Origin of the sequence: Acinetobacter sp. CFCC 10889, from assembly GCF_003268395.1 — a bacterium.
Classification (GTDB): Bacteria; Pseudomonadota; Gammaproteobacteria; order Pseudomonadales; family Moraxellaceae; genus Acinetobacter.
Genome location: NZ_LQXQ01000009.1, coordinates 66,633 through 79,865, shown reverse-complemented (window position 1 = coordinate 79,865; position 13,233 = coordinate 66,633). Strand labels below are relative to the sequence as shown.

General features: G+C 38.6%; 13 protein-coding genes and 1 pseudogene. 8 read left to right on the top strand and 6 right to left on the bottom strand.

The genetic code is table 11. The features are described 5' to 3' along the window. Positions 1 to 15: 15 nt before the first annotated feature. The 3 genes from AVJ19_RS05010 to catM all read right to left on the bottom strand — a co-directional run bounded on the left by AVJ19_RS05010 (position 16) and on the right by catM (position 3,389). A complete protein-coding gene (locus tag AVJ19_RS05010) occupies positions 16 to 1,281 on the bottom strand; it encodes an OprD family outer membrane porin (RefSeq protein WP_111858685.1) in 1,266 nt (421 codons plus the stop codon). Between the two features lie 408 nt (positions 1,282 to 1,689). Beyond that, positions 1,690 to 2,082 (bottom strand): DUF4440 domain-containing protein, encoded by a 393-nt coding sequence (locus tag AVJ19_RS05005; protein ID WP_111858684.1) that lies wholly within the window; start codon positions 2,080 to 2,082, stop codon positions 1,690 to 1,692. Between the two features lie 389 nt (positions 2,083 to 2,471). Then, positions 2,472 to 3,389, bottom strand: a complete 918-nt coding sequence (gene catM, locus AVJ19_RS05000; protein WP_111858683.1) for a cis,cis-muconate-binding transcription regulator CatM — start codon at positions 3,387 to 3,389, stop codon at positions 2,472 to 2,474. A 119-nt stretch (positions 3,390 to 3,508) separates the two neighbouring features. On the opposite strand from catM, the pseudogene AVJ19_RS04995 reads away from it, so the two are divergent. From AVJ19_RS04995 to AVJ19_RS04960, 8 genes and pseudogenes are all read left to right on the top strand, one after another. Then, positions 3,509 to 4,617: pseudogene (locus AVJ19_RS04995) on the top strand (muconate/chloromuconate family cycloisomerase). Between the two features lie 14 nt (positions 4,618 to 4,631). Next, the gene (gene catC / locus AVJ19_RS04990) at positions 4,632 to 4,922 is read left to right on the top strand and encodes a muconolactone Delta-isomerase (RefSeq protein ID WP_111858682.1); all 291 of its coding nucleotides are present in this window, start codon (positions 4,632 to 4,634) and stop codon (positions 4,920 to 4,922) included. Positions 4,923 to 5,047: 125 nt separating this feature from the next. Continuing rightward, complete coding sequence (gene catA, locus AVJ19_RS04985) at positions 5,048 to 5,968, top strand: catechol 1,2-dioxygenase (RefSeq protein ID WP_111858681.1); 921 nt, start codon at positions 5,048 to 5,050, stop codon at positions 5,966 to 5,968. Positions 5,969 to 6,103: 135 nt separating this feature from the next. Continuing rightward, on the top strand, positions 6,104 to 6,787 hold the full coding sequence (locus AVJ19_RS04980) for a 3-oxoacid CoA-transferase subunit A (protein ID WP_111858680.1): 684 nt from the start codon (positions 6,104 to 6,106) through the stop codon (positions 6,785 to 6,787). Positions 6,788 to 6,807: 20 nt separating this feature from the next. Further along, positions 6,808 to 7,458 (top strand): 3-oxoacid CoA-transferase subunit B, encoded by a 651-nt coding sequence (locus AVJ19_RS04975; protein ID WP_111858679.1) that lies wholly within the window; start codon positions 6,808 to 6,810, stop codon positions 7,456 to 7,458. Between the two features lie 147 nt (positions 7,459 to 7,605). Beyond that, a complete protein-coding gene (gene pcaF / locus AVJ19_RS04970; protein WP_111858678.1) occupies positions 7,606 to 8,811 on the top strand; it encodes a 3-oxoadipyl-CoA thiolase in 1,206 nt (401 codons plus the stop codon). 53 nt (positions 8,812 to 8,864) lie between these two features. Next, positions 8,865 to 9,641, top strand: coding sequence for a 3-oxoadipate enol-lactonase (gene pcaD, locus AVJ19_RS04965; protein ID WP_111858677.1), 777 nt, complete (start codon positions 8,865 to 8,867; stop codon positions 9,639 to 9,641). A gap of 174 nt (positions 9,642 to 9,815) precedes the next feature. Further along, the gene (locus AVJ19_RS04960) at positions 9,816 to 10,520 is read left to right on the top strand and encodes a hypothetical protein (protein WP_111858676.1); all 705 of its coding nucleotides are present in this window, start codon (positions 9,816 to 9,818) and stop codon (positions 10,518 to 10,520) included. Between the two features lie 205 nt (positions 10,521 to 10,725). Here AVJ19_RS04960 and AVJ19_RS04955 read toward each other — a convergent pair whose 3' ends face one another. From AVJ19_RS04955 to AVJ19_RS04945, 3 genes are read right to left on the bottom strand one after another with little or no spacing between them, the layout of a single operon-like run. Continuing rightward, complete coding sequence (locus AVJ19_RS04955; protein ID WP_111858675.1) at positions 10,726 to 11,472, bottom strand: class II aldolase/adducin family protein; 747 nt, start codon at positions 11,470 to 11,472, stop codon at positions 10,726 to 10,728. A gap of 12 nt (positions 11,473 to 11,484) precedes the next feature. Then, on the bottom strand, positions 11,485 to 12,477 hold the full coding sequence (locus AVJ19_RS04950; RefSeq protein ID WP_111858674.1) for a ketopantoate reductase family protein: 993 nt from the start codon (positions 12,475 to 12,477) through the stop codon (positions 11,485 to 11,487). A 14-nt stretch (positions 12,478 to 12,491) separates the two neighbouring features. Further along, on the bottom strand, positions 12,492 to 13,229 hold the full coding sequence (locus AVJ19_RS04945) for an ABC transporter ATP-binding protein (protein WP_322873941.1): 738 nt from the start codon (positions 13,227 to 13,229) through the stop codon (positions 12,492 to 12,494). Positions 13,230 to 13,233: the final 4 nt, after the last annotated feature.

The window sequence follows — 13,233 nt, the reverse complement described above, 5'->3', positions numbered from 1 at the left end:
ATTTTATAAATTTTTTTAAAATTTAAAGGTATATGTCGTTGCTATACGGTCTTCGACAAAATCTGTACCTGCTGCATTTCCCACACCATATTTTTGATCTGTGCGAATATGTCGCCATTCAAAACCTAAACCTTTCAACTTCCCTTCAGGCACGGTGTAATTCACGATGATATTCTTTTCAGTTTCTTGATTATCTTTTAAATTTGGGCGATAAATTTCACTACCATTGAGATAACGTAACGTTAATTTTAGACCAGGAACACCAGCTTCTTTGAAATCATAGCTATATAAAATATGCCATGTTAACTCTTTAGCTTTATAAAAACCTAATGCAGACCAACTTTGTAAATAAGGCTGAGGAACATACCCACCAAGGACAGGAATGGCATTTTCACCCATATGTTTTTGTATGCCTGTCGTGATGGTGCTTGAACCATGTTGAACAGTGGTTTGTAAGGCAACTGATTGGGTATCAATATTGTCAAAATAAGCATCGCCATCTTCAGTGTAGTTAAAATAACGTGCATCAACTTTCACTTTAGATTTACCAATTTGCTCTGTATATGCTGCATTTAGATAATGTTGTTGGTAAATGTCCTCAAGCTGTCCAAACCAATATGAACCCGAAATATTTGGATTAAAGTTATAATCTAAACCCATGAAATTTAAACCATCACTTTCTTTATTTGGATCTTTTGAACCTGCTAAAGTGAGTTTATTAAATTCATCATCATCACGGGCATTAATATGCGTAAAACGCCCTGCCGAAATTTTTAAATTTTCAATCTCCTTACTCTCTAACATTGCCCCAGCAAAAGTCGTGACCAATTGGCGTGAGTCATCAATAAAAAGAACAGGTGTTTTCGGCAACAGTTCACCAACTTTCAGTTCAGTATCTTGATACTTTAACTTTAAAGTTGCCCCAAGCTTTAAAAAATCACGCTCTTGTTTGCCTGCGGATGCATCATAATGAAATACCGTATCTAAACGTTCATCATTATGATCACTCAAACGAACCGCATATTGAAAACCAAGATCCAAACCCACTTGTAATGGTGTATCCGTATAACCAGACTCAAAGCGGCTGCTCACACCTTGCGACCAGCTGCCTAAATCTTTATTTGTTCCCTCAATATCTCGTTCTACATAAAAATTTCTCAAATACACTGATTTTTGACTGTCTTGCCAAAAATCTGCATAAGCGGTATTGATACTTAAGCATGCGAGTAAAGTGAAATGTATAGTACGTTGTGCTTGAAATAAGCGATTGAATTTAAACATCATGGAAATCCTTTCCGACACATTTTTAAATTGTTGTGTTTAAGCTGTAAATGCAGTCATCACGACAGTTAAGTGAATCATTCATCTCTCATAGCGAAACCAAATTTCTTTATTTTTAAGAGATTTAGAAATCATTTAAAGATGAATCACGCATTCATTATTTTAATTATTAATGTAATTTTCCATATAATTTTAAGTATATTTTTATACTTTTAAGCTATTTAATGAGCATTTCAACAACCACAAAAAATTAAAATCTACAACTTCATCAAAATTCGTGATGTAAAACACAGAATGTGATTTTTCATAAAAAGCCTTTTTCATCTAAAAAATTTAATTTGCACATAAAAATAGCGAATCAAATGATTCGCTATAGATACAAAGAGGAATATAAAGTCTATGAATGAATTAAGCCAAAAAAGTTTCTTGTAAATAACGCCAATACATTTTCCCGTCCTGTTCAACCAATAAAACTGAAGCACGGCGATGCGTTGTCCCCGCTTCTTTATGATGGGTTTCAGTATAATTCATCAAAATTGCATCATCTTTTTGCAAAATTACTTCAGCATCCGAAATTTCAATTTTTAAATCAGGGATATTGCCTTGGTTATTTTTAAATAGCTGCAAGACTTGTTGATACTGAATACGTTTTCCTGCTGCACCCACCATTTCAAAATCTTGCGTAAAATATGCAACCATTTCTGCCAGTTGTGCATCTGTGTCTTTTTGATTAAAAACAGCTTGAATTAATTCATGCAAACTATAGGTGCTTTGAATTGCTGCTTCTGCTGTTAATGCCATGTTCTGTTCCTTGATAAGCAAAGTTTCATCCTTAATAATACAAAAATAAATGGAATTTTCAATTTAAAATAAAATTAAATCTGAATAAAAATAAAATCCCACGCTAAATTAAATCATTAGGCCTCTTGCGTAAGTCTGAAAATGTTTAAATTTTAGACTTAGAACATATTTAAAAGCATATCAGGAGTTCCTTCTCTTGCGCCATATATGGCTCAGGGATGAGGAGGTAACTCCGCAAGAGGATGAGGGGCTTTTAAATAGAAAACCTCTCCCTCTTGCGAAACGATGTTTCTCATCCTGAAACGAGAGGGAACATTCAATATTGATTCAGATCTCGCCGAAAATAATTTTCGCAAGAGGTCTATTATGAAAGATTAAAAATACGTTTTTTAATCGGCATCCATCAGTAATGTAATATTTTCAGCCTCAAAAACCTCTTTAACGCAATCCAAAATATTCGGAATATAGCTGCTTTGATCCATATTTCGAATTGACATCGAAATTGGACTATAGGCTTCTAAATCTAAAATCGGAATATAAACCAAGTTACGCATACCAATTTCACTGGCACTTTGTGGAATTAAACAGATGCCCTCACCCGATGAAACTAAACCCAAAGCCATGTGAATTTCACGTACTTCCTGCATATTTTTTGGGACTAAAGCAAGCTCCGTAAAAATAGACTGAATCAAAGTCGAAAAGTTTGGTTTTTGTGTCGCAGGATAGGAAAAAATCAACTCATTGCTAATTTCAGATAAGTACACGCCTCTTTCAATCTGTTGCGCCAGAAAATGATTTTTATGTACTGCAACCAATAACTTTTCTCGACGCATTAAAATACGTTTTACCGCTGGATCACTGATTCTTAAACGCCCAAAACCTATGTCGATTTTACCCAGTTTGAGTGCTTCAATCTGATCTTTGGTACCACATTCGATCAATTCCACTTCTGTATCTGGATTTTTTTGTCGAAATAAATAAATAATTTGGGGCAACAAGGCATATAACAATGAACTGACATAACCGATCCGCACTACTTTATTTACAGAGCTAATGCGTTTCGCCATAGAAGTGGCTTGTGCAGTATGGGTGAGAATTTGCACTGCATGTTGGTAAAAAAACTGCCCTGCTTCCGTGGTTTTAACAGGACGTGAACCTCGCTCAAACAATAATATGCCTAATTCTTCTTCTAATTTTTGAATTTGACGACTGAGTGGTGGTTGAGCAATGCACAGTTTTTCTGCTGCTTTGGTGATGCTTTGTTCTTCTACAACCGTCACAAAATAGCGTAGATGACGTAATTCCATTGTCTCAACCTCCTTTTATATACCTTTTAAGTATCTAAAAATACCAATCTGGCTCTAGTTTAAGATATTACATTAATTTAGGGTATATAAACAGTTGAACACTTAAAGAATTATTTGCAATGTATACATCTATAGAAACATTGCTTGTTGAGATCCCAACCATCCGTCCACACAAGATGGCGGTTGCAACAATGCAAACACAAACCTTGGTATTGGTGAAAGTCAGCACAGATGACGGCTTTGTGGGTTGGGGTGAAGCCACCACAATTGGCGGTTTAGGCTATGGTGAAGAAAGCCCTGAAAGTGCTAAAACCAATATTGAAACCTATTTTGCACCATTATTAAAAACTTTAGCAGGTTTAAATGTTGCACAAACCATGCAAGTGATTAACCGTAATATCAACGGCAATCGTTTTGCGAAATGTGCAATTCAAACCGCTTTATTAGACATTCAAGCACAACGTTTAGGTCTGCCTTTAAGTGAAGTTTTAGGTGGTCGTGTCCGTGACAGTATTTCTGTGCTATGGGTACTCGCTTCTGGCAATACCGAAAAAGACATTGCTGAAGCACAAAAAATGATTGCTGCTAAACGTCACAATGTTTTTAAGCTGAAAATCGGTTCTCGCCCTGTAGAGCAAGATGTTGAACATGTCTTGGCGATTAAAAAAGCTTTGGGCGATGACATTTCGATTCGTGTTGATGTCAACCGTGCTTGGTCTGAACTGACTGCGATCAAAGGCATTCAAATGCTACAAGATGGTGGTATTGATCTGATCGAACAGCCGTGTGCAATTCATAATATTGATGCGATGGAACGTCTTACTCGTAAGTTTGATATTGCCATCATGGCAGATGAATCGCTTATGGGTCCACAAAGTGCTTATGAACTTGCTAAACGCAATGCAGCATCTGTTTTTGCGGTAAAAGTCGCACAGTCTGCGGGTCTTACGGAAGCATGTGAAGTTGGAAAAATCGCCAATCTTGCAGGAATCGACCTCTACGGTGGCACCATGCTTGAAGGTCCAGTCGGAACAGTTGCATCGGCACATGTATTTTCAACATTCAGTAACTTAGCGTATGGCACTGAGCTATTTGGTCCATTGTTACTGACTGAACAAATTTTAAAAACACCTCTTCAATATGAAAATTTGAGCTCAAAATCCCAACAGGTTTAGGCTTAGGTATTGAATTGGATGAAGACAAAATCGACAACCTACGTCGTCAATAATTGAAGGAGCCGTCATGCTTTTCCAAGTAAAAATGGACGTTCATATCCCACTCGATATGCCAACTGAAAAAGCCAATGAAATTAAAGCCGTTGAAAAAGCATATTCTCAAGATTTGCAACGACAAGGGAAATGGCGTCATATTTGGCGCATCACAGGTCAATATTCAAACATCAGTATTTTTGATGTAGAGAGTAATGAAGAGTTACACAACATTTTGCAAGGGCTGCCTTTATATCCATATATGGACATTCAAGTGGTTGCTTTAAACCGTCATCCGTCTTCTGTTCGTGAAGATGACAGTTGATTTTTAGTTCCTAATTTATATTAATGTTATAGCAATAAAACAAGGAGTGTTGGGGCAAGGAAGCGCGCCAAAATGATTTAGCAAGCACAGCCCCACAGACCTTTTCATACTTAAGGAGAATTCGTATGAACCGTCAAGAGATTGATCAATTAGTCAAAAAAATGAACGTAGACACAGCAACAGGTCCAGTTGATGCACGTGTTCAACAAATCGTTGTACGTTTATTGGGTGATCTTTTTCAAGCCATTGAAGATTTAGATATTTCCCAAACTGAGCTTTGGAAAGGTTTGGAATATTTTACTGACGCAGGTCAAGCGAACGAGCTTGGTTTATTGGCAGCAGGTTTAGGTTTAGAGCATTATTTAGACTTACGTGCAGATGAAGCGGATGCCAAAGCAGGCATCACGGGTGGTACTCCACGTACGATTGAAGGTCCACTCTATGTTGCAGGTGCACCTGAGTCTGTTGGCTTTGCACGTATGGATGATGGCACTGAATCAGACAAAATCGATACTTTATTTATTGAAGGGACTGTAACGGATACTGAAGGCAATAAAATTGAAGGTGCTAAAGTTGAAGTTTGGCATGCCAACAGCTTAGGTAACTATTCATTCTTTGATAAATCACAATCTGATTTTAACCTTCGCCGTACTATTCTATCTGATGCTAATGGTCAATATGTTGCGCAAACTACGATGCCTGTTGGCTATGGTTGCCCACCTGAAGGTACAACACAATTTGTCCTTGATAAATTAGGTCGTCATGGTAACCGCCCTTCTCACGTACATTACTTTGTGTCTGCACCAGGTTACCGCAAACTTACAACTCAATTTAATATTGAAGGTGACAAATACCTTTGGGATGACTTTGCATTCGCAACACGTGATGGTCTAGTTGCAGTTGCTGAAGATGTCAATGATGCTGCTGAAATCGCACGTCGTGGTGTAGATAAACCATTCAAACACATTACATTTAATGTTGAACTTGTGAAAGAAAAAGATGCTGCGCCAACAACTGAAGTTGACCGTCGTCGTGCAAGTGCATAATTAAAATCACTGTGAGATGAACCCTTCATCTCACAGTTTTGCTTCACATAATTTTTTATGCATAAGTATTTTGATCAAATCGTGAATAAATACTTATGCATAGCAATTTATGAAAATGTAGACAAGGTTAATCACATGATTGATAAAAGCTCAGCTTCACTGAAAGAAGCACTTTCCCAAATCAAAGATGGTGCAACCATCATGATTGGTGGATTTGGCACAGCAGGACAACCCGCTGAACTGATTGATGGCTTGATCGAACTCGGTGTGAAAGACCTTGTTATTATCAATAATAACGCAGGCAATGGCGATTACGGTTTAGCCAAACTTTTAAAATCAGGTGCAGTCCGTAAAATTATTTGTTCATTCCCACGCCAGTCTGATTCTTATATTTTTGATGAATTGTACCGTGCGGGAAAAATCGAACTCGAACTTGTTCCACAAGGCAACTTAGCTTGCCGTATCCAAGCTGCGGGCATGGGCTTAGGACCAATCTACACCCCGACCGGTTTTGGGACAATGCTTGCTGAAGGCAAGCCGACCTTAAATTACGAAGGCAAAGACTTTGTTTTAGAAAATCCAATCAAAGCTGATTTTGCGTTAATCAAAGCCCATCAAGGCGATCGTTGGGGTAACCTCGTTTACCGTAAGTCTGCACGTAACTTTGGACCAATCATGGCAATGGCAGCCGATGTGACGATTGCACAAGTTTCGGAAGTGGTTGAACTTGGTGCGCTTGATCCTGAACATATCGTTACTGCTGGAATTTTCGTTCAACACGTTGTTGCTGTCGGTTCTACTGACAATAATGCACAGTAATTGGATACGGAGAAAATAAAATGAGTTATAGCAAATTAAGCCGTGATCAAATTGCTGAACGTGTGGCACAAGATATTCCAGATGGAGCTTATGTAAACTTAGGGATTGGTTTACCGACCAAGATTTCGAATTATCTCCCATCAGACAAAGACGTATTTCTACATTCTGAAAATGGTTTACTGGCTTTTGGTCCACCACCTGAAGCAGGACAAGAAGACCCTGAATTGATCAATGCAGGTAAAGAATTCGTTACCATGCTGACGGGTGGTTGCTTTTTCCATCATGGTGATTCATTCGCCATGATGCGTGGTGGTCATTTAGATATTGCTGTTTTGGGTGCATTCCAAATTGCTGAAAATGGCGATTTGGCGAATTGGCATACAGGTGCCCCTGATGCCATTCCTGCTGTCGGTGGCGCGATGGATTTAGCTGTAGGTGCGAAAAAAGTTTTCATTACCACCGACCATGTGACCAAAAAAGGCGAACCGAAAATCGTCGCAGAACTGTCTTATCCTGCGACAGGTTTGAAATGTGTAGACCGTATTTATACAGACCTTTGCGTGATTGATGTGACTGCGGAAGGCATGAAAGTCATTGAGAAAGTCGATGGTTTAAGCTTTGACGAATTGCAGTCGATGACAGGTGCTAAGTTAATTGATGCAACGGTTTAATTAAAAGTCCCTCCTTTTTGAGAGGAGAACTTCAAAGCATAAATCTCCCCTAACCCCTCTTTGAAAAAGAGGGGAACTCCTCCCTTTTCAAAGGGTGAGAAGCACTGCTTCGCAAGGGAGGGATTCAAAGATTTTGGAAGATAGAACATGAAAAACGCATACATTATTGATGCCATCCGTACCCCATTCGGACGCTATGCAGGCGGTCTTGCACCAGTCCGTGCCGATGACTTGGGCGCATTACCCATCAAAGCTTTAATTGAACGTAATCCATCTGTGAACTGGGAAAAAGTCGACGATGTGATCTACGGCTGTGCCAACCAAGCAGGCGAAGATAACCGTAATGTCGGACGTATGTCTGCACTATTGGCAGGTGTGCCATATCAAGTGCCTGCAACCACAGTCAACCGTTTATGTGGTTCATCGCTGGATGCTGTGGCAATGGCAGCCCGTGCAATCAAAGCAGGTGAAGCCGATTTGATCATTGCAGGCGGTGTAGAAAGCATGAGCCGTGCACCATTGGTGATGGGTAAATCTGACAGTGCATACGGTCGTAGCCAAAAACTTGAAGACACCACGATGGGTTGGCGTTTTATCAATCCAAAGCTGAAAGAAATGTATGGTGTTGAAACCATGCCACAAACGGCTGAAAATGTGGCTGAACAGTTTAATATCAACCGTGCAGATCAAGACAAATTTGCCTTAACAAGCCAACAACGTACTGCGACTGCACAAGCTAACGGTTTCTTTGATAAAGAAATCATTCCTGTCTCGATTCCACAGCGTAAAGGCGATGCGATTGTGGTGGATACCGATGAACATCCACGTGCATCAACCACAATTGAAGGTTTAAATAAACTTAAACCTGTCGTCAAAGCAGATGGAACAATCACCGCGGGCAATGCTTCAGGGATTAATGATGGTGCAGCTGCATTATTGATTGCATCTGATGAAGCCATTGAAAAGTACGGTTTAAAAGCTCGTGCCAAAATTATTGGTGCAACAACAGTAGGCGTTGAACCACGTATCATGGGCTTTGGTCCTGCGCCTGCAATTAAAAAGTTACTTGCACAAACAGGTCTAAGTTTAGAGCAAATGGATGTGATTGAACTGAATGAAGCTTTTGCAGCACAAGCTTTAGCAGTCACTCGCGATCTTGGTTTAGAAGATGGTGCAACACACGTGAATCCAAACGGTGGAGCGATTGCCATTGGTCATCCGCTGGGTGCATCAGGCGCACGTTTAGTCACAACAGCATTGAATCAACTTGAAGCAATTGGTGGCAAATATGCCCTATGTTCAATGTGTATCGGTGTCGGTCAAGGCATCGCTTTGATTATTGAACGAGTTTAAAACAATTAATAATCCCCTCCCTTTTATAAAGGGAGGTCGGGAGGGATTTATACATGCCAAAATTTACATCCAACGATGCCGAAATCAATTACCAAACTTTTGGTGATGCGAATAACCCTGCGATTGTATTTTCTAACTCGCTTGGAACAAAATACAGTATGTGGCAAGCGCAAATTGATGCATTGCAAAATGATTTCTATGTCATTTGCTATGATACACGTGGTCATGGTGCTTCTTCTGCCCCACAAGGTCCTTACTCAATTGAGCAATTAGGACAAGATGTTATCAATTTACTTGACCATTTAAATATTGAAAAAGCCAATTTCTGTGGTATTTCCATGGGTGGGCTCACAGGTCAATGGCTTGCTATTCATCAAGCTGCACATTTTAATCGTGTGATCGTGTGCAATACCGCAGCAAAAATTGGTCAAGAACAAGCATGGAATGATCGTGCCGCACTGGTACGTGAACAAGGTCTGCAACCAATCGCAGCAACAGCTGCAACACGTTGGTTCACAGAACGCTTTATCCAAAGCCAAGCCGCAGTTGTAGAATCTTTAAGTAACGACTTAGCAGCTGGCAGCGCAGAAGGTTATGCAAGTTGTTGCGAAGCTTTGGCTAAAGCGGATTTACGTGAAGACTTAAAGAATATTACTGTGCCAGTTTTGGTGATTGCAGGTCAGCAAGACCCTGTAACCACAGTAACTGATGGTCAATTTATGGTAGATCGCATTGCAAATAGTCAACTGTTTGAAATCAATGCATCACATATTTCAAATATCGAATGCCCTGACGAATTTACCCAAGCTGTACGCAATTTTATTGCTTAAACCATTTTCTCTTTTTTAAGATGTAATATTTCGGTATTACATCTTTTTATTTTGTATCCAAAAAGCATTCAATTCAAAATAAAAATATATTTAATAATAAATATTTTTATAAATTTAAATTTTACAAAACACTAATAAAAAAATACTATTCACATAAAATATAGAGGATTAATTATGCATTTTAAATCATTAAATTCTATTGTATGTATCTTATCATTCAGTTTAATGAGTACATCATCATGGGCAAATACCGAAATTTCTTCTAAATTAAAAAATACATTACAGTGTAAATATTATGATCAAATGGACAATGAATTTTCCACAACAGCCTATCATTTGCATGAAAATCAACAAAAGTTCCAAGCTTTAAAACAGGAAAATAAAGAAAGTTATCCATTAAGCACTGAATTTAGAAATAAATTTAGCCTTCAGCAAAATAAAAAATCTGCCTATACTGAACCCTACTATCAATTTGTTCCGAAAAGTAGTTCTGCTTTTAAAATGGTTAAAATTTCCGTATCAGAAGGTTATAGTGCAACATTACTCACGCTACAAAATGGCAATATTGATCAAATTGCCGATGACTTTTACCACAGTAAAGATGCTAAAATGTTAAAATTAGATGAAGCATCACTTAAAAAATTAATCATTCAAGCGCGAAATCAAACGAATCTTGCGCAATCACCATTACTCTTCACTGTATTTTCGCTGCAACATGCTTTAACACAAAAACAAGACAATAAAACGCTATATGCCAAGAAGACATTTATTGCCCATCCAAAGTCACAACCGCTCGACATAAATGGTGCATTAACGGTGATTTATACAGACCCATTGAATGAAAATCGGGTTTATACACAGTGTAATCTTGAATTATAAGTATTTTATGTCATAGAAAATGGGTATCGTTACAATACCCATTTTAAATTTACTTTAAACCACTTTTACAGCGATTCCATTACACCCTAGAAAATCTAGCAAGCAATATAGCATTGGGCATCTTTAACCATAAACCTAATAACTTACGATTTTTCAGGGCTTTTATCATCGACAAAAGCTGTGTGAATGCATCGCTGTATCATTATTATAAAGTTTCCTGCATTTTACGTACCATTGCATCAAAAAATTTAACCGCAAAACCACTTTCACGAATCAACATTGCGGTTAGATCTGTACATTTATGTTTTACTTCTTCACTTAATGGATAATCCTCCCCGCCCAATGCACCCGCTTGGCATTGAATTTCTGCTGCACGTTGTACTGTCCAAAGCAAGAAAAAAGCCTTTTCAATGCTATTTTCACCAACTGCAATGCCATGATTCCGCAAGACCAAAATATGTTTATCTGCTAAATTTTCGATCATGCGCTGTTTTTCTTCAGCAAATAAAGTAATACCTTCAAAGGCATGATAAGCCACTCGACCATAAAGCTGTGCACCATAAAAGCTATCATAAGAAAATCCATTTTTCTTTTGCACAATGGCACTGATCGGTGTGGTATGGGTATGAATCAGACAGCGAATATCATGACGTGCACCATGTACAGCACTATGCAAAGCAAAACCTGCTGGATTTGCATCGTATTCAGAAGCCTCGACTTTATTGCCATCTAAATCTACTTTGAGTAAATTTTCAGGTGTAACTTCGCTATAATTTAGACCAAAAGGATTGACCAAATAATGATTTTCATCGCCCTCAAGACGAGCTGAAATATGATTAAAAATGGTTTCAGTCCAACCAAAATAATCCACTAAATGATAGCAATGTGCCAGTTTTACACGCAGTTCCCATTCCTGCTGACACATACTGATGGGTTTTATAGATGCATTCATAAAAATCCTTTTTTATGGTTTGAGTGATTGTTCACTGAGATAATGAGTAAGATTACAAATCTGTTTGGTCACAGGCATTGGGCAATTAAATCGTTCTGCGAGTTCAAAAACAGCTTCTGCAATGCCTGCCATTTCTAAAGCTTGCTTTTTTTGATAGTCATGCCACATTGAAGTATGAATCTCGCCCATCTCTGCACCAAGTTGTAAAAAAGTCATTGGATCTATGCTGATCCGTGCACCATAGCTCGCAGCGACTTGACGTACTTCTTGGGTAATTTGCAAGGTCATTTCTTGTAAATACGGATGAGAATAAATGTCTTTTAATGTTGCCCCTGCAACCACAGACAAAGGATTTGAACTTAGATTTGCAATGACTTTTGTCCAAATCTGATCTCGAATATGTTCCGTTATCCTTAATTCAATTTCAGTATTGGCAAAGACCTCTTCAAGTGCCTGTACACGTGGGGTAATGCGATGACTTGGTTCACCTAGAATTAATAAATACGGATTATTTGACTCGACCTTGCCATATGCTTTCAGTTCTGCGGTGATAAACACGACTGCACCGATTAAATGTGCTAAAGGAAAATATTGAATTAATTGTTGATCAGCATCCAAACATTTCACTACAGGAATATCCTGCTGCGCCTCGTCTTGGTAGAAATACCAAAATGGAATACCATTCATTAAAGGAATAACCAAGCTATCAGCATGTAAAACATGCTGAAGTGATTGTACAAACTGTGGTAGAGCATTGGACTTTGTTGCAATAAAAACAATATCTTGTGTATCCAACTGAGTTAAATTTTCAACCACTTGATACGGCTGCACATGATATTCACCTGTTAAATCTTTAAGATGAATTCCTTGAGTTGATAAAACATGAAAATTTTCACCACGTGCAACCAAACTGACATGCGTACAACCCGATAAAATGAGTCGAGTAGCTAAGCTACAACCAATCGCACCTGCTCCTAAAATGGCAATTTTGGCATTTTTTTGCATCACAAAACTCCATCTTAAATCGCTAGAATGTCCTGATGTTTACTATTAATTCCGAGATAACTTTCAATAATCCGTGGGTCTTCCACCAAATCTTGCCCTGTGCCTTGCATCGACAATTCCCCCATTTCAAGCACATAGGCATAGTCTGCAAGCTTTAGGGCAGCACGGGCATTTTGCTCCACCAATAAAATTGAAACACCTTGCCCACGCAATTGATCAATAATTTTAAAAATTTCACGGGTAATTAAGGGTGCTAAACCTAAACTTGGTTCATCGAGCATTAACAGTTTTGGTTTTGCCATTAAAGCCCGCCCTACCGCTAACATTTGACGTTCACCGCCAGAGAGTGTGCCAGCCTCTTGAATACGGCGCTCTTTTAGCCTTGGAAATATGCTATAGACTTCATCTAAAGTATCTTTTAAAGCTCGATCACCATGACGATAACGTTGAAAGCCTCCAAGCATTAAATTGTCTTCAATGCTCATGCTACTAAACAGTTCTCTTTTTTCTGGGACTAATCCTAAGCCACGTACCACCATACGTTCAATCTGAGGGCATTGTTCGACACTTCCATCAAATTCTACCTGTCCTTTTGAACCCAGTACGCCCATGATGGCTGAAAGTAAAGTGGTTTTTCCTGCGCCATTGGGTCCAACTACAGATACAATTTGCCCTTCATTGACACGCATATTAAAGTTTATGAGTGCTTCAACTTTGCCATAAGCAACCGTTAAATTATTCACTTCAAGCAAGCTT